At 70.9% G+C, this 17,048-nt stretch carries 17 protein-coding genes and 1 riboswitch; of the genes, 8 read left to right on the top strand and 9 right to left on the bottom strand.

The features are described from left to right. The 7 genes from VKV26_15890 to VKV26_15860 form a co-directional block, all read right to left on the bottom strand. Positions 1-1,066, bottom strand: a 1,066-nt coding sequence (locus VKV26_15890; GenBank protein ID HLZ71382.1) for a hypothetical protein, incomplete at its 3' end; no start/stop codon positions are given. Positions 1,067-1,462: 396 nt separating this feature from the next. Then, complete coding sequence (locus VKV26_15885) at positions 1,463-2,794, bottom strand: HD-GYP domain-containing protein (protein HLZ71381.1); 1,332 nt, start codon at positions 2,792-2,794, stop codon at positions 1,463-1,465. Position 2,795: 1 nt separating this feature from the next. Continuing rightward, positions 2,796-3,266: a hypothetical protein gene (locus VKV26_15880; protein HLZ71380.1), complete on the bottom strand. Its 471-nt coding sequence runs from the start codon at positions 3,264-3,266 to the stop codon at positions 2,796-2,798. Positions 3,267-3,294: 28 nt separating this feature from the next. Next, a riboswitch (cyclic di-GMP riboswitch) is annotated at positions 3,295-3,387 on the bottom strand. Between the two features lie 218 nt (positions 3,388-3,605). Further along, positions 3,606-3,992, bottom strand: coding sequence for a PaaI family thioesterase (locus VKV26_15875; protein HLZ71379.1), 387 nt, complete (start codon positions 3,990-3,992; stop codon positions 3,606-3,608). Positions 3,993-4,304: 312 nt separating this feature from the next. Next, positions 4,305-4,712 carry a large conductance mechanosensitive channel protein MscL gene (gene mscL, locus VKV26_15870; protein HLZ71378.1) on the bottom strand — a complete coding sequence of 136 codons (408 nt, stop codon included), beginning with the start codon at positions 4,710-4,712 and terminating at the stop codon, positions 4,305-4,307. Between the two features lie 123 nt (positions 4,713-4,835). Then, positions 4,836-5,804: an LLM class flavin-dependent oxidoreductase gene (locus VKV26_15865; protein HLZ71377.1), complete on the bottom strand. Its 969-nt coding sequence runs from the start codon at positions 5,802-5,804 to the stop codon at positions 4,836-4,838. A 118-nt stretch (positions 5,805-5,922) separates the two neighbouring features. Further along, positions 5,923-7,164 carry a riboflavin synthase gene (locus tag VKV26_15860; protein HLZ71376.1) on the bottom strand — a complete coding sequence of 414 codons (1,242 nt, stop codon included), beginning with the start codon at positions 7,162-7,164 and terminating at the stop codon, positions 5,923-5,925. Positions 7,165-7,734: 570 nt separating this feature from the next. Between VKV26_15860 and VKV26_15855 the strand changes: the two genes are divergently transcribed. The 4 genes from VKV26_15855 (at position 7,735) to VKV26_15840 (ending at position 10,923) form a co-directional block, all read left to right on the top strand. After that, on the top strand, positions 7,735-8,577 hold the full coding sequence (locus VKV26_15855; GenBank protein HLZ71375.1) for a lysophospholipid acyltransferase family protein: 843 nt from the start codon (positions 7,735-7,737) through the stop codon (positions 8,575-8,577). 96 nt (positions 8,578-8,673) lie between these two features. Beyond that, positions 8,674-9,927, top strand: coding sequence for a beta-ketoacyl-ACP synthase II (fabF, locus tag VKV26_15850; protein HLZ71374.1), 1,254 nt, complete (start codon positions 8,674-8,676; stop codon positions 9,925-9,927). 405 nt (positions 9,928-10,332) lie between these two features. Beyond that, on the top strand, positions 10,333-10,701 hold the full coding sequence (locus VKV26_15845) for a hypothetical protein (GenBank protein HLZ71373.1): 369 nt from the start codon (positions 10,333-10,335) through the stop codon (positions 10,699-10,701). A 15-nt stretch (positions 10,702-10,716) separates the two neighbouring features. Further along, positions 10,717-10,923 carry a hypothetical protein gene (locus VKV26_15840; GenBank protein ID HLZ71372.1) on the top strand — a complete coding sequence of 69 codons (207 nt, stop codon included), beginning with the start codon at positions 10,717-10,719 and terminating at the stop codon, positions 10,921-10,923. Positions 10,924-10,933: 10 nt separating this feature from the next. Here VKV26_15840 and VKV26_15835 read toward each other — a convergent pair whose 3' ends face one another. Beyond that, positions 10,934-11,143, bottom strand: coding sequence for a biotin/lipoyl-binding carrier protein (locus VKV26_15835; GenBank protein HLZ71371.1), 210 nt, complete (start codon positions 11,141-11,143; stop codon positions 10,934-10,936). Between the two features lie 157 nt (positions 11,144-11,300). After that, positions 11,301-12,596, bottom strand: a complete 1,296-nt coding sequence (locus VKV26_15830; GenBank protein ID HLZ71370.1) for a class I SAM-dependent RNA methyltransferase — start codon at positions 12,594-12,596, stop codon at positions 11,301-11,303. 64 nt (positions 12,597-12,660) lie between these two features. Here VKV26_15830 and VKV26_15825 point away from each other — a divergent pair, with 64 nt between their 5' ends. The 4 genes from VKV26_15825 (at position 12,661) to VKV26_15810 (ending at position 17,045) form a co-directional block, all read left to right on the top strand. Then, on the top strand, positions 12,661-13,515 hold the full coding sequence (locus VKV26_15825; GenBank protein ID HLZ71369.1) for a polysaccharide deacetylase: 855 nt from the start codon (positions 12,661-12,663) through the stop codon (positions 13,513-13,515). A 334-nt stretch (positions 13,516-13,849) separates the two neighbouring features. Next, positions 13,850-14,674, top strand: a complete 825-nt coding sequence (locus VKV26_15820; GenBank protein HLZ71368.1) for an SIMPL domain-containing protein — start codon at positions 13,850-13,852, stop codon at positions 14,672-14,674. 153 nt (positions 14,675-14,827) lie between these two features. Then, positions 14,828-16,036, top strand: a complete 1,209-nt coding sequence (locus VKV26_15815) for an acyl-CoA dehydrogenase family protein (protein ID HLZ71367.1) — start codon at positions 14,828-14,830, stop codon at positions 16,034-16,036. 46 nt (positions 16,037-16,082) lie between these two features. Beyond that, complete coding sequence (locus VKV26_15810) at positions 16,083-17,045, top strand: MaoC family dehydratase (GenBank protein HLZ71366.1); 963 nt, start codon at positions 16,083-16,085, stop codon at positions 17,043-17,045. The last annotated feature ends 3 nt before the right edge of the window (positions 17,046-17,048 follow it).

Genomic DNA, 17,048 nt, shown 5'->3' with positions numbered 1-17,048 from the left:
CGTCACTTTCCGGGGACGACCCGCAGGCGCCCGTCGCCGCGTTCACGTTGGCACAGTAGGCGAAATGGCCGATCTCGTCGGAGAAGGCGATGTTGTAGGAATGCGCCGCCCAGGTTACGCGCGTCGCCTCGCTGGAGGTGGCGTACATCGGGTGGAAGTTGTAGGGGATGTTGACGCACGACGTGCCCGTCGGGGCGAACTTCACCTGGCCGAAGCTGTTGGCCCCGCTCGCGGTCATCGAGCCACTCTGGCCCGAGGTCAGGTCGTGGATGATCACGGTGAAGCCGTTGGCGGTGTCGTGCATGTCTACCGTCAGCTCGTCACCGCTGTCCATGAACAGGTCTTTAGCCGGGTCGGGCGTGAACGTCGCGAGCGTCGAATTCACCGGGTTCGCCGGCGCCTGCGCCACGCCGTTCTTGGTGATGAAGGCGAAGTTGACGTACTCGAGACCGGCCTGCGCCTGGCAGGTCGGGTTCAGGAACTGCCCGCTGACGGGATTCTCCGACAGGCTGTCGATGTTCAGCGCCGCGCACCACTTGGTCGCGTCGCAACTGGCGCCGGGCGGCCACAGCACCCAGCCGGGCGGGTAGAACTGCATCTCCATGAAGGCCACGCCCGGATGTGCGGCGCTCACCGCCGGATCGACGATGTTGCTGTCGCTGTCCGGCGTGCAGGTCGAAACCTGCTCCGGGAACGACTGCGTGTCGCACATCGCCATGCCGAACCAGAAGGCCGGCCGCAACTGGAAGTTGAAGGTGCCGCCGCTGCCGTCCTGCTTCGGCAGCACGGGCGGATCCGTCGGCAGTGTCATGTGGTAGAGGTTCGAGTTGCCGGAGCCGGCCGTGTTCGAATAGAAGAGCAGCGATGGCTCGTCGTGGCCGACGTACTGATCTTCGCCGAAGACCGCCTCGGCGTCCTGGACTTCGGTGCAGAGCGGATTGCCGCGGCTGCAGTTGAGCGTGAAGTGCGGTGAGGGCGAACTGGCGGCCGTGCGCCCGGCGAAGCCGCCGAATAACGGCAGGATCGCGGCGAAGGCGGCGAGCGCGCCGATACGGACCAAACGCATAGCATCCTCCCGAGGACGAACAGTGTTCGAGCGGGTACCACGGCGGTGCGCCCGGCCCGGCGGGCGCGGAGCGGGATCGTCTCCGGTTTCGCCACCTCCTGTCTCGACGGCCGGCTATGGCGCGCCCCAGGGCACGGCAGGCCGCAGGGCTGATGCCCCACTACAACGACTCGCAAAGTTAAGCGTTACAGAAACAATCGAGGCAATTTTGTATCACTTTGTCCGCTGACCAGGGGCGGCGGAGCACCGTCGCGGCGCGCGGAAGCCTGGCTTCGGCCCGGCGGCAGGCAGACGCAGACGGCAGGCGGCTGCCGGTTCGGCAGGCGGGCGCGGCGGTGGCGTCGAGGGAAGGGGTACAAGGGGTCGCGGCCCGGCGTGGAAGAACGGCCGCGCGGGCTACGCCACGTGTTCCGCCACGGCCGCGGACGGTGTTTCGGCCACGTCCACGTCCTGCGGTTCCGCGGTGTGCGCCGCGGCCAGGTCGGGCCGCTCGCGCAGCGCCTGGAGGAAGGCGTCCAGCACGGCCGGATCGAACTGGGCGCCGCGCCCGCGCTCCAGCTCGGCGTAGACGCGCGCCATCGGCAGCGCCTGGCGGTAGGCCCGGTGCGAGGTCATCGCATCCCAGGCGTCAGCCACGGCCAGCACGCGGGCGCCGAAAGGGATCTGCTCGCCGGCGAGCTTTTCAGGATAGCCCTTGCCGTCGAAGCGCTCGTGATGGTGCAGCACGTAAGCGCGGCCGCGGGCAAACTGCGGGAAGTTGCCGATCAGCCGTGCGCCGACGACGGGGTGCGAGCGCATCTCGGCGAACTCGCGCTCGCTCAGCCCGCCCGGCTTCATCAGTACCGTGGACTTGATCCCGATCTTGCCGACGTCGTGTACGCGCCCGGCCATCGTGATCAGCTCTACCTCGTCGGCGGGCAGGCGCAGTTGGCGGGCGGTGGCGCGGGCCAGCTCGGCCACGCGGCGGGAGTGCTCGAACGTGTAGTGGTCGCGCATGTCGACCACGTCGGCCAGGTCTTCGAGCGCCAGCCGCGTCTGCGCCCGCAGCGCCACGCCGTCGCGCAGGGCGCGTTGCGCCAGCGCCGCCGGCACCACCAGCAGCGGCAGCGTCCAGGGGTGGCCCGATGAAGCGAAGGCGGCCATGATCCCGACCAGGGCGAGCGCCGCCTCGGCCACGAGCGTGTCGTGCGGCATCGCCCAGGCGCGGCGCAGCGGGTTCTCGCGCAGTTGCACGGCGGCGACGCTGAGCACCAGCGCCGTGCCGGAGACATACATCGCCACCGGCGCCGTCAGCGAGGCAAGTGGGTCGCCGATCGCCGTGGGACCTGCGCGGCGTAGGGCGGCGTAGGCGCCGAGGCCGGCGAGGGCGCGCAGGGTTGCCACGGCGATGTTGAACGAGCGCTGGATCAGCGGCCCGCGCCGTTCGCCCGCCGCCGTGCCGGCGACGAGCGCCAGCAGGGCGAGCGGACCGGGCAGCAGCAGCACAGCGGCGACCTCGGGCGCTGTGCCGACGTTCAGTGTGCGATGGAGGCCGATCTGCACCCGCTGCCGGTGGGCCACGGCGAGCAGCGCGGCCAGCAGCGCCGCCTCCGGCCAGGCCTCGAGCCGCCACGCTGCCCCCAGCCAGCCGCTCGCCGGCGCGAGCAGCAGGGCCAGGGCGATCACCGCGCAGACGTAGACACGCACGCGCGGCGGCGGACCAGGACGGCGCGAGGGTGCGGACGCCACCTTAACGGCCCACGCTTATCTGCAGCGCAATGAGGCTGTTCGTCCAGCCAGACGTGCTCGACGGCGAGCCCAGCAGGTTGGAGACATTCAGCACCGGCGTGGCCACCACCTGCGTGGTGTAGGAGCTGGAGGCGCTCACGTAGGCGTCGATCGTGATCGGCACCGCGCCGTGACCGCTCCACTTCGGGCCGGTGGCCGAGATGGTCGTGTGCATGGGGAAGGCGCTGATATCGTCCACGACGACGGCGCCGCCGACGTTACGCGGGACCACGATCGTGAGCGTGGTCGTGCGCATCGTCAGCAGGTTCGTGACGGGCATCTGCACCTGCAGATCGACCAGGTTGCCGTTGACGGAGATGACCGGGTCGTCGGAGCACCAGGCTTCAAACGCCCGGGCGTGCCCGTGCGGCGCGGCGGCGGCGATGCCGGCGGCCACGAGGGCGACGGCGAGGACCGAAGCAATACGAAACACCAGGGCTACCTCCACGAAAGCGATCGCGTTCGGCGGCCTGGCAACCGTGCCCCCGCGCCGGCGGGAGGGAAGGCCCATGGCTTTGCGGCCCCGGCTTTCGCCGGGTGTGCCTTTATCGATGCGCTTTGAAATGGGCGCCGCCCCCGGCGGCTTCACGCGTAGCCAGGTAATGGATCGATAGCTGTATCAGTTTCCGTATTGGCGTTACTGAATTGATACTTTGACGGGCAGACAGGATGCTGCCAATCCACCGCTGAAGCAGATATCGAGTCGCTGGCGGCGGACTTTACCGAATCGTCCGCCGGTCTGCGGGAGCGCGCCGCGGGGGCGCGATCGCCCTCAGCTTGCCGGCGACCCGAGCACGAGGTGCGTGGTGGTCACGATCGCCAGGGTGCGGTCCTCGCCGTCGCGCACGTGGGTTTCCACCACCAGCGTCGTGCGGCCGCGGTGGCGCAGCCGCGCCTCGGCGAAGGCGCTACCGCGATTGGTGTTGCGCACCAGGTTGGCGCTGATCTGGATGGCGAGGGGAAAGCGGGCCGGATCGTCGATCGCACCGCCGGGATAGACGTTCTGCAGGCAGAGATACGTGGCGGTGCTGTCGGCCAGGGCGAGCAAGGCGCCGGTGTGGAACAGCCCCGTAAGCTGCGCCGTCGCGTCGCTGAAGGGCAGCTCGGCGACGGCGTGCTCTGCATCCGCCGCCAGCAGGCGATAGCCGAGTGTCTCCATCATGTTTCGCCGCGGCCGGGTTGCCATCGGCCCAGGGGCGGATGAGGCGAGCGGTTGTCCGTCCGGCACAGCGCAGCTCCATGGTGTTTACCGCTGACAACGGGAAACTGCCGCCGGCGTAACACCGGCGGCAGTTGCGAGAGGGTAGGGATTGTGGGTTATGAAGCCGGGATACGGCGATCGCGGGTGCGCTCGTCTCCTCGCCGTGATCGGCGCCTTCTCCCCAATCAGGCCGTTAACGTCGCGCGGTCCCGCCGCCCGTTGTGGATGGGCGAGAAGAAGAACGGAGGATAAAGCGGGCCGAGGCGCCTGCTACGCCGCCGACGTGAGTGCCGACGTGCAGAAGGCGCAGCGCCGCGCGTCGACCGGCACCTCGCTCAGGCACTCGGGGCACTTCTTCGTCGTCGGATCGACGGGCGGCTCGCGGCGCGAGCGCTGAATCAGCGCATTGACCGGCAGGAAGACGAGGAAGTAGATCACGGCGGCGATGATCACAAACGTGATGATGGCGTTGATGAAATCGCCGTACTTGAAATGGCTCTTGTTGATCGTAAATGTGAGGTTGCCAAAGTCCGGATTGCCGCCGATCGCGGCGATCAACGGCGTGATCAGGTCTTCGACGAGCGCCTTGATGACGGCGCCAAACGCTACGCCGATGACCACGGCGATCGCCAGATCGATCAGATTGCCACGCAACAGGAATTGCTTGAAACCGCTCATCGCCTGCCTCCCTCACGGCGGGGTGGGGTCAGTGTGCCGGTAATCTAATCCTGCGCTGTAAGCGCGTCAAGCGACCGGATGGCGAACAATAATCGCCCCAAAACATAACCGTCTGGCTTCACATCAGAGCCCGGCCATGCGGGCGAAGGCGGCCAACTCGCGCGGGATGTCCGGTCCGGCGGGCTGGTAGGCGACCTCCGTGGTGCCCTCCTGCTGCCAGCGCGCCAGCCGCTCGCGCCAGGCCGCGGCGTCCAGGGCGCCGCCGTAGCGGGCCAGCACCGCGCCGTTCAGCACCGTACGGTCGGTCGCATTCGGCGCGATCAGGTGCCCTTCGTGAACGGCAAGGTGGCGCGTGCGCGCCGGTACGCGCTCGATCTGCGCGCGCCAGGCGGCGCCGCCGGGCAACGCCTCGACGCCGCCCCGTTCGTAGGCGCCGTGATAGGCGACGGCGGCGCCGTGGCCCGCGGCGGCCAGCACGCGCGCCGATCCCGGGTCTTCGCCCGGCTCCAGCACGGTGCCTACGGCGAGCCGGGCCACCCAGGCCGCCGCAAATCTGGCATCCCGCGTGGCGCTGATGAAGATGCCGTCGCCCAGCTGCTGTGCGACCGCGACGCCCTTCGGCCCGCCGGCGCCGATCAGCAGTGGAACCGCAATCGGCCGTGTCGGCGCGAAGCCGGCGGGCTGCAGCATCTGCATCATCGCGCCGTCCCATTCGACGGCTTCGCCGCGCAGCAGGCCGCGCAGGGCACGCAGGTAGGCCGCCACGAACGACCACTTCAGCGGCCGTTGCCCCAGCGTCAGCCGGCCGGTGAAGCCGGAGCCGACGGCCACGACCACTCGCCCCGGCGCCAATGCCGCGAGCGTGGCGATCGCCGACGCGTTCGCCATTGGGTGGCGCAGGCTGGGGATCAGCACGCCGGGGCCGAGGCCGATGCGGCTGGTGCGCGCCGCTGCCAGCGCCAGCGTCATCCACACATCGGGATAGAGTGCCGGCGAATCGTAGCACCAGGCGCGGCGATAGCCCAACTGCTCTGCCAGGACGATGTGCGCGGGCGTATCGAGGCTTGTGGCGAAGGCGCAGGAGATCTCCACGCTCGGCCCTCCGGAAGACAGGCTCGCGCGCCGCGCGGCCGCAGCGCAGTATACCGCGGCCGCGCGGCCACGCACCGGCCGCGCCGGTACACCGGAGCGCGGCGAGCCTGCGAACCGATCAGCCGAGGGCGGCGGCGCCTGCCTCGGCGCGGGCGTACTCGACCAGGTCTTCGATGGCGACCAGCGGCAGGCCGTGCTCGGCGGCGAACCACTCCAGCTCCGGCAGCCGCGCCATCTCGCCGTCGGCGGCGGCGACTTCGCAGCAGAGCGCCACGGGAGGGCGTCCCGCCCAGCGTGCCAGCGCTACGGCTGCCTCGGTGTGACCCTGGCGCGCCGCCAGCCCGCGCGGATGCGCCGCCAGCGGAAAGACGTGCCCCGGCCGCACGAACGACTCGGGCCGCGCGGCGGGGCTGGCGAGCAGCCGCAGCGTGTGCGCCCGTTCGCTGGCGGGAATACCGGTCGTGGTGCCTTCGGCCGCGTCCACGGTCACCATGAAGGCGGTGCCGTGGTGATCGCCGGCGCCGGGCATGCGCTCGATGCCCAGCCGCGCCAGCAGCGCCGCGTCCATCGGCGTACAGAGCAGGCCGCGCACGTGGGTCATCATGAAGTTGATGTCGGCCGGTGAGACGCGATCGGCGGCCATGATCACGTCGCCCTCGCCCTCGCGCGCCGGATCCCAGACGATCACCTTTCCGCCGGCCGCGATCGCGGCGATCGCCATCTCCACGGCTTCGCGGCCGCGGCGCAACCCCGCCCAGGCGAGCGCCGGTCGCGGCGCGTGGCCGAAGCGCTGCACGTATTTCGGCAGCACATCGGTTTCGACGTTCACGCGATCGCCCGCCTGCAGGCCGGCCAGCGTGGTGCGGCGCAACGTCTCCGGGATCAGGGCGACGGAGAAGGCGCCCTTGTTGATCTCCACCACGGTGAGGCTGACGCCGTCCACGGCAATGGAGCCCTTGGGCACAATCGCCCGCAGCAACCGCTTGTTGGGCCGGAACCAGACGTACTCCACGCCGCCCTCGCGCCGCCGCGAGACGACCGCCGCCATGCCGTCCACGTGCCCCTGCACCAGGTGCCCGTCGAGCGGGTCGCCGGCGCGTAGCGGCAGCTCGAGGTTGACGCGCCGGCCGTCGAGCGGCGGCCGCAGCGTCGTACGCGCCGCCGACTCCGCGCCGACGAGCACGCCGAAGCGCTCGCCGTCGCAGGCGAGCACGGTGAGGCAGGCGCCGGCGACGGCGACCGAGCCCATCGGCCGCAGCCGCGCCGCCGTTTCCGGCGCGAGCACGGTCAGAAGGAGCCCTTCCTCCGTTTCGCGCCCCGTTTCCACGATGCCGAGTTCCGAGATGAGTCCGCTGTACACCCTGAACCTCCCGACCGGCCGCCGCGCGGCCGGCTCTCAAGAACGCGCGCCACCGCGCGCCATACCTGAGCCGGGAGCCGGGGAGAAAGGGCTTCCCGCGCATGCAGCGGGAAGCAGACACCGGACCGCACGGCGTTGGGGACGGGAACTGGACCAGGAAGCCGAGGGGCATTGGACAAGGCGCCGCGCTCGCGCCCGCCTTTCTATGCCCTCTTCCCCATTCCCTAATCCCTGACGAGTCCGGTTCGCCGTTCTCTCCCATCCGGACTGTCACCGTCGGCCCCGGAGTTGCGCCGGGTCAGCCTCCCGCGGTTTCCGGGCTGGGCCGATGCGCCCAGCGCTGAGCAGGAGGGTCGCGGGCTGTCACCGCCGGTGGGGAATTGCACCCCGCCCCGTTTCACTCCTCTGCTTCGGGCCGCCGGGCGGCGGCCGTCGCAGCGAGACACCACCCAGCATACGGGGTGATGTTCATCCACGGTATGACCGCGGACGGCGCGGCGTCAACGGCCAATCGCCGCGGCGGTGGCCGCCGCCTGGCGGCCAGTTCCGTGCGCCCCGGCGCTATACTGGATGCTGCCGCTGGCAGACCGCGCGGTGATCGCGCCGCAGATGGAGCATAGTCGGCCGTCGATGGATGAGGACGCCGCACCGGACCCCGCCGCCTACCGCCCCTCCTGGCTCTACCGCCTGATGCTCGCCGCGGTGCTGCCCGCGATGCTGCACACCTGGGCGCAGCTCTGCATCGAAGGCCTCGAGAACCTGCCGGCCACCGGGCCGTACATCATCGTCGCCAACCATGTCGACAACACCGACAGCTACGCCATCGGCCTGCGCCTGCACCGCACGCTGCACTTCCTCGCCCGGCCCGCGGGCATGCAGTCGCGCTGGCTGGGCCGCTTCTGGCGGCTGATGGCGGCGATTCCCGCGGACCGCGAGGGGCTGCGCCTGGCGTTGACCATGCTCAAGGCCGGCGAGGTGATCGGCGTCTACCCCGATGGTGTGATCACGCCGCGGCTGTTGCAGGCGAAGGCCGGTGTGGGCGCGCTGGCGGCGCGGGCCGCGGTGCCGGTGGTGCCCGTGGCGGTCTGGGGCACGGAGCGGCTGCGGCTCTGGCCCTGGCCGCGCGGCCGGCGCCGGCCCCTGCACGTGCGCTACGGCACGCCGCGCAGCTTCAGCCGTGGCGACGTGCGCCGGCTCGGCCTGCAGGGCATCGCCGACGAAGTGATGACGGACGTGGCCGCCTTGCTGCCGCCCGCGTATCGTGGCTACTACGCCGCGGCGGCAGCGGCGCGAGCGGCGGGCCAGCCGCTGCTGCCGGAGCATGGCCGGCGTTCGCGCAACGGTACGGCGAAGCTGGCCGGCCAGCCGCACGACGAGCAGCGCGCGGCTGAAAGCGACCGGACACTGTTCTGATCGCCGCCGGCGGGCCGGGGCGTATGCTGAGTGCCGGGCGCGGCGCGGGCGCGCGCCGCGCCGGCAGAGCGCCCGTGGCGTCGGCCGAGGTGCGAGGTGGCAGCGAACGGCGAGCGCATCGTCATCACCGGCATCGGTGCGGTCACGCCGCTGGCGCTGAACGCCGAGACGACCTGGCGGCGGCTGCTCGCCGGTGAGTCGGGCATCGAGCGGCTGGAGGGTATCGAGACCGACGACTTGCCCGTGCGCATCGGCGGGCAGGTGCGCGGCTTCAACCCGCGCGACTACATGGACTTCAAGGCGGCGAAGCGCATGGGGCGTTTCGCGCAGTACGCCGTGGCCGCGGCGAAGATGGCGCTGGACGACGCCGCGCTGGCGGTCAGCGAGGAGAACGCCGAGCTGATCGGCGCCGTGATCAACACCGGCGGCGGCGGCTATCTGGAAACCACGGAAGAGACGATCGTGCTGGAGCGGCGCGGCCCCAACCGCGTCAGCCCCTTCTACGTGCCGCTGATGGCGCCCAACATGGCCGCCTGCCAGCCCTCGATCGTCTTCGGCCTGCGCGGGCCGGTGATCACCTCCGTCGCCGCCTGCGCCAGCAGCATCCAGGCCTACACCGACGCCTTCCATCTGCTGCAACGGGGTGAGGCCGACGCGGTGCTCTGCGGCGGCACCGAGGCGGGTATCAACCGGCTGGCGATCGCTGCGCTGGGCAACATGCAGGCGCTCTCCACCCGCAACGACGAGCCCCATCGAGCCAGCCGGCCCTTCGATCGCGACCGCGACGGCTTCGTGCTGGGGGAAGGCGCGGTGGTGATGGTGGCCGAACGGGCGGCAGCGGCGGCGCGACGCGGCGCCCGTGTGTACGCCGAGATCGCCGGCGGCGCGATTACCGGCGATGCCTACCACATCACCATGCCCGCACCCAGCGGCGCGGGCGCCGCGCTGGCGATGCAGCGGGCGCTGCGCTCGGCGGAGATGCAGCCGGAAGAGATCGACTACGTCTGCGCCCACGGCACCGGCACGCCGCTGAACGACGTGGCTGAGACGCAGGCGATCAAGCGCGTCTTCGGCGAGCACGCCTACCGTCTGGCGATCAGCTCGCCCAAGTCGATGGTGGGGCACCTGTTGGGCGCGGCGGGCGGCATCTCGGCGCTCGTCTGCACGCGCGCGATCGTCGAAGGCATCGTGCCGCCCACGGCGAACCTGGAAAATCCCGACCCGGAATGCGACCTGGACTACGTGCCGCTCCGGGCCCGCCGCCTGCCCGTGCGCGCCGCGATGGCCAACGGCTTCGGCTTCGGCGGCCAAAACGCGGTCGTCATTTTCAAAGCCGCCAAAGCCGCCTAGCGCGCTCCGCCGCGCCCACCCCAGCACGAACACGGAGTTCCACCACGCCGGCCAGCCTCTGGCTGCCGTTTACCAGGTGCCGCGGGTCGTCTGGCCGGCCGCGCCGCCGGAACGTATGCGCGAAAGCGCCGCACCGTGCTCGTTAAGACGGATAGAGAGAGCGTCGAGCGGACGTTCCGCGGCGGCAGGCAAGCCGCGCGGCGTTGAGCGGTGTCGCCGGACATGGCGCCCGAGCGGCCCCAGCCGAGTGACAGGCGGTAGCGAACCGATCGCCTCACGCATCTCAAGAGACCGCCAGACGACCTTCGCCCTGTCGTCTGGCCGACCGCCGCGTGGCCGGCGAAGCCAGAGACTGGCGGCATGACGGCAATGCCGCGGCCTTGAGCGGCAGAGAGGAGGAAGGCGATGCCCACCAACAGCTTCGCGGTACCGGCGTGGCGCCCAAAGGCCATGCCGTTCGCTGCCATCACTGTCGCCGTGGTAATCGCCTTCAGCGCCGGGTTTGCGGTCGGCGCCCGGCAGCATGGCGGCAACGTCCCCACGGCACAACCGATCGAGCCGTCCGGGCCACCGATGGTCGGACCTCTGCCCGACGCTCGGCAGGCGAGTGTGCCTCATGCCGGCGCGGCGCCCGCGCGGGCGACGTTCGTCGCCTACATCACCGGTCCGGTCGATCCGCGGCTCGCCGAGCGCCGCCGGGACTGCGCCGGCGCGACGGACCAGGATGCATGCGACGAGCCGGCACAGTGGCCGTCTGCCGGCGACGGCAATTGACGGAGGAGCCACACCATGGCTGCACAACGCGGCTCGGGCGATACGGCTAAGGCGCCGGCCTGGCTTGAGGAGATCGCGGAGCTGGTCGAGCGCCAGTTCAGCAAGGCCGGGATGGCGCCCGCGGCGACAGCACGGGAGCCGCTCTCCGACGACGGCCCCTGGCAGCGCTGGCAGCGCGTCTGGGAATCACTCGCGCTCGAGGCATGGGACGGCCAGGGCTGAGCCGGCTGCGCTACTCCAGCACCAGCAGCAGGTCGCCCTCCTGCACCGCGTCGCCGGCGGCCACGCGGATCTCCTTGACGGTGCCGGCCCGCGGCGCGCCGACGGGAATCTCCATCTTCATCGACTCGATGATCACCAGGTCGTCTTCCGCCGCTACCCGGCTGCCCGATTCGACCACGACCTCGATGATCTTGCCGACCATCGGCGCCTTCACATCCATGAACGACATTCCTCCACAGCGAACGCTCACGCCAAGCCTAGTGGGTAGTGGGTCGAGGGTGAAGGGTCGAAGGTGAGGGGGGCACGGCGGTTCGCTGCCGGGGCGGGCCGGATGTGGCGGGCGGATGTCTCCGTCCAGCCCCTCCACCCGTTGACCGCTACCCTTCACCCTTCCCGCGCGTCAGCGTGGCGATGCACTCGATGTGGAAGGTCTGCGGGAACATGTCCAGCGGCTGCACCTCGTGCAGCGTGCAGCCGCCGTCCACCATGCGGCGCAGGTCGCGCGCGAGCGTGGCCGCGTCGCAGGAGACGTAGACGATGCGCTGCGGCGCGACCGCGAGGATGGCGTCCACGGCCGCGGGCGTGCAGCCCTCGCGCGAGGGGTCGAGCAAGACCTTGTTCGGGCGCTGCACCAGAAAGGGCAGCACCTTCTCCACGTCGCCGAGCTGGTAGCGCACGTTCTCCACGCCGGCCAGGTTGCGCCGTGCGTTGTCGGCCGCCGCCTTCGAGACCTCGACCGCCACGACCTCGCGGCAGTTCGGCGCCAAAAGCTTGCTGAAGAAGCCGACGCCGGCGTAGAGGTCGGCCAGCACGTCGTCCGGACCGAGCTGCAGCCGCTCGCGCACAAGGCGCACCATGTTCTCCGCCTGGCGCGTGTTCACCTGGAAGAAGGCCGAGCCGGAGATGTCGAACGGCTGGCCCTCCACTCGCTCCGTCATCCAGTCCTGGCCGGAGGGAACCGTGACGCCGCGGTCGGAGAGGTCGGGGTTGATCAGCAGCTCGCCGGTGTTGACGCCGGTGCGCACGACGATCTGGTGCAGGCCGGCGCCGTGTCCCTGCAACTGCGGCATCAGGTCGCGGATCGCCGGCTCCATGATGTAGCAAATCTCGATGCGCTCGACGCGGTGGCTGCCGCGGCGGGTGAAGCCGATCGCGCCCTCGCGATTGGTGCTGAAGCGGGCCTGGTTGCGGTAGAACCAGGCCTGCGGCGAGGCGATCGCCGGCGGCACGGGCACGTCGTCGAAGCGGCCGATGCGGCGCAGCGTCTCGACCACCACCTCGCGCTTCAGCTCCAGTTGCCGCTCGTAGGGCATGTGCTGGAAGTTGCAGCCGCCGCAGGCGCCGAAATAGGGGCAGAGCGGTTCCACCCGCTCCGGCGCGGGTGTGAGCACCTCGACCACGTGTGCCTCAAGGTGCTCGCGGTAGGCGCGCTCGACCTCGGCCACGACCTCCTCGCCCGGCAGGCCATAGGCCACGAACACGGCGAGGCCGTCTCCCGTATGCGCCAGGCAGCGGCCACGGTTGGTCATCTGGCCGAGCGCAAGGCGCAGCATCTGGCCGGGGCGGTACGGCCCGGAGTACTTGCCGCGTCGCCGGCGGCCGCGTGTCTCGATCACCATCGCCAGACCAGTGTAGGAGCGCGGCGGCGCCAGCGCCAAACCGCCTTCGGGCATACTGCTTGACGCGCTTGCCTGGCCGGACGGATCGTAGGCGCAGGCTCAAGGGAGGCTGTATGCGATGGCGATGAACGAGTGTACCGTCTGCCTGTCCTTCGATTTCGATGCGCTCAGCGGCCGGCTCTTTCGCGGCGAGAACTCGCCCACGCCGCTCTCGCGCGGCGAGTTCGGCGCACGCGCCGGCATCTACCGCGTGCTCGCCCTGCTTAAGGAGCACGGCATTCCCGCCACCTTCTTCATCCCCGGCCACACGATCGACAGCTTCCCCGAACAGGTGAAGCTGGTCGTCGCCGCGGGCTACGAGATCGCCCACCACGGCTACTGCCACGAGGTGCCCAATACGCTCGGCCGCGAGGAGGAAGAGGCGATCATCCAGAAGGGGATCGACGCGATCGTGCGCGCCTGCGGCAAGCCGCCCACCGGCTACCGCTCGCCCTCCTGGGACCTCAGCCCGCATTCGCTCGATCTGCTGCTGGCGCACGGCTTCCGCTACGACAGCAGCCTGATGGCCGATGACTTCACGCCCTACCTCTGCCGCCTCGGCGACGCGGGAGACACGACCGGCCCCTTCCGCTTCGGCCGGCCGGCGCCGCTGGTCGAGCTGCCGATCTCCTGGATCCTGGACGACTTCCCGGTGTTCGAGTATTCGCCCGGCCGCGCCGCGATCATGGCGCCGCCCGCGCACGTGGAGGAGACCTGGCGCGAAGAGTTCGAGTTCATGTACGAGCGCGTGCCCGGCGGCATCTACACGCTGACCATGCACCCGCAGGTGATCGGCCGCGGCCATCGCATGCGCATGCTGGACCGGCTGGTGCGGCACATGAAGGGCCGTGCCGGCGTGCGTTTCGCCATGATGCATGACGTCGCTGAGGCGGCGCGGCCGGGTCTGCTGAAAACGGCGGGGTTGGCGGGCTAAGACATGGTTTCAAAACCGGCGTTCACGGGCGATCGCATACCTTCAAGCGGGAACCCGAGCCGGTTTTGAAACCATCTGTAAGTGCACGGCGGATCCATCCCTGCCTCGCCCAGGATCGGCTGCCCCGGCTCCCGCGGGGAAGGGGTGTCGGGGGCTGCCGAGAGATTGCAGGCCCCCATTCCTTGCAGGAAAGGACGGCTTTCGCCTGCGAAACCAGGGATATGTGCGCCATCACTGCAACTTCGCGCGCCGTCGAAGCATTCTCTTCGCAGAACAGCTGCGTAGGCTCACGCGCCGAGGCCGGCCGGCGTCCGCGTGCGAGGGAGGTAAGGTGATGGGGAGCAACGCCTGGCGCCGGCGCATCCATACTGCGACCGGCAGGTGGGCGCGGCCCTCGCGGCTGGCGCTGCTGGCCGGCGCCGCCCTGCTCGGCGGCGTCGCCGTCGTCTCCGCACAGACCGCGCCGTCCGGCCCGCCGCCCTCGATCACCGTGAGCGGCCAGGCCACCGCCTCGCAGCCGCCCGACACCGCCACGATCTTCGGCAGCGTGGTCAGCGATGCCGACACGCCGGCCGCCGCCACCGACGCCAACAGCCGCGCCCTCGCCGCCGTGATCGCCGCGCTGAAGGCGCTGGGCGTCACCGACGCCGACATTCAAACCTCCGGCTTCAGCGTGGCGCCGCGCTACTCCTTCACCCAGCCGGAACCGGGCCAGCCCACGCCGCCGCCGCAGATCGTCGGCTACGAGGCCACAAACGGCATCGCTGTGCAGACAAAGAACCTGCAGGGGATCGGCGACCTGTTCGGCGCGATGGCCGGCGCCGGCGCGACGAACCTGAGCGGGCCGCAGTACAGCATCGCCGACCCGGAGTCGCTGCGCATCCAGGCGATCCGGGGCGCTACGCAGGATGCACTGCAGAAGGCCCGCGCCGCCGCCGCTACGCTGGGCGTGCAGCTCGGCCCGGTGCTCTCGGTCACGGAGGGCTTCAGTAACGCTCCCATCCCGGCGATCGCGGCACGACCGGCAACGCCACCCCCGCCACCGGTTCCCACGGTGGCGCCGCCGCCGATTTCGCCGCCGTCCTCGCTCTCCGCCAGCGCCAGCGTCACCGTCGTCTTCGGCATCATCAACCCCGGCCAGGCGACGCCGGCGCCGTAGCCGCTGGAGGGCCGCAAGCCCACTGCCCTGCTTCAACCATACCGCCCTCCAAGCTCCCTTCCCCTATGATTGTGGGCAGGAGAGGTGAACCGAGGATGGGGCCACGCGCCCGCGGCTGATCTATCGTTCTCTCTCGCTTCAGAAGGAGCCTCTATGCGCATTCCTCGCAGCGAGCGGCAGGCCGAGCTGCTGGCGCTGGCCGCCGGCCTGGCGGAGCGCATCGCGCCGCGCGCCGCCGAGGCCGACCGCGCCGGCGTGATCCCGCGCGAGAGCTACCGCGAGCTGGTCGAGGCCGGCTACCACACACTGACCGTGCCGCGGGAACACGGTGGTCTCGGCGGCTCGATGCTCGAGTTCGTGCTCTGCCAGAACGCGCTGGCCAGGGGCGATGAGGCCGTGGCGCTGGGCATCAACATGCACCTGATGTCCGTGGCCAACGCCTCGCAGCCGGGCCACTGGCCGGAGCCGCTCTACCGCCGCGTGATGCGCGAGGTGGTGGAGGAGGGCGCCCTGCTCAACTCCGCCGCCGCCGAGCCGGAGATGGGCAGCCCCGCCGGCGGCGGCCGGCCCCTGACCACGGCGACGAAGGTCGAGGGCGGCTGGCGCATCAACGGGCGCAAGACGTTCACCAGCCTCAGTCCGATCCTGCGCTACTTCATCGTGCTCGCCACGATCGGCGACACGCCGCAGGGCGTCGAAGTGGGCCAGTTTTTGGTGCGTGACGACCGTGGTGTGCGCATCGAGCCGACCTGGGACGTGCTCGGCATGCGCGCGACGGAGAGCCACGACATCGTGCTCGGGGACGCCTTTGTGCCCGACGCGGACGTGGTCTCGCGCCGGCTGCTGGGGGCGCCGAGCCCCGCGGCGCCAGGCGGCAGTTACTTTGCCCTGGGCGTGGGCGGTGTCTACCTGGCGATCGGCGAGCGGGCGCGCGACTTCGCCGTCGCCTTCGCCCGCGAGCGCGCCCCCACGGGCCTGGGCAAGCCGATCGGCAGCCTGCAGAGCATTCAGCACCGCATCGCGCAGATGGAGATCCTGCTGCTGACGGCGCGCGAGCTGCTGTTCGGCGCCGCGGACGACTGGAGCGAATTCCGTGAGCAGCGCCCGGCGCTCGGCCCCAAGGTCGCCGCGGCCAAGTACACGGCCACGAACAACGCCATCGCCGTGGTGGACATCGCCATGCGCATCTGCGGCGGCATCGCCCTGTTTCGCGAGCATCCGCTGGAGCGCTACTACCGCAGCGTGCGCGCCGGTCTCAGCCACCCGCCGATCGACGACCGCGCCCTCGACCAGATCGCCAGGGCCGCGCTCGGCCTGGGCGGTCCGCCCGCCGGCACCGACGTGCCCACCGGCACGCCGTAGCGGGGCATTCGCCCCGGCCCTCGCCTGACAGGAGAAGGCTCGGACCATGACGCAGCCGTCCGCGATCCGCCCGAAGGAAGGCGAGCAGCCGGGCACGCCGTTCGAGGCGTTCCGCGCCGGCGCCCGGCTCGCGCCCATGCCGTTCACGCTCGACGCCGCGGTCGTGGACGAGTACGCGCGGCTGCTGGGCGCCGAGCTGGCCTGGTACCACGCGCCACCGGGCGAGACCGGCCCCCTCGCGCCGGCCACCGCGCCCGCGCTGTTTTTGCTGGCGCTGCTCTACCGCACCTTTCCGCCGGTGCAGGGGCTAGTGCTCACCCACGCAGCCTTCGAACTCCTGCAGCCCTGGGCGCCGGGCATGAGCATCAGCGGCAGCGGTGAGATCACGGAGACGAGCGAACGCCGCGGCCGCCAGTACGTCTCCTGGCGGGCCGAGTTCAGCGAGGATGCCGGCGGCCGGCTGCTGACGCGCGCGAGCAACACCTTCACCCTGCCGCGGCGCGAGCACCAGGCGACCACGCCTGAAATGCGCCGGCCCGGACCGGAGCCGCCCGGCGGCGTGCCGGTGACGCCGCTGCGCCTGAAGGAGCCAACCGGCGCCATGCTGCCCGGCGCGCGACTGGAACTGGAGCAGGGCATCGCGATCTCGCAGGCGCTGATCGACTGGTACGGCCGGCTGAACGGCGACCACGACGTGGTGCACTATGACGCGCCCTACGCCGCGGCGCTTGGCTACCGCGCGCCGATCGACCACGGCCTGATGCACGCCGCCTACGCCAGCGAGCTGCTCTGCCAGGCGTTCGGCATGCGCTGGCTGGCGGGCGGACGATACTCTGTGAAGTGGACCGCGCCCGTCTACCCCGATGACGTGCTCTTTCCGATCGCCGAGGTCGCCGAAGCGGACGGCGCCGCCGCAGTCGATCGTCTGGCGCTCGAGGTGCGCTGCGAGAACGCGCAGGGCCAGGCCGTTATGGTCGGTGAGGCGAGCGTGCCGATCGCCGCCGGCTAGCCC

This window comes from Dehalococcoidia bacterium (assembly GCA_035310145.1).
Taxonomy (GTDB): domain Bacteria; phylum Chloroflexota; class Dehalococcoidia; order CAUJGQ01; family CAUJGQ01; genus CALFMN01.
This window is presented reverse-complemented; position numbering and strand designations above follow the sequence as displayed.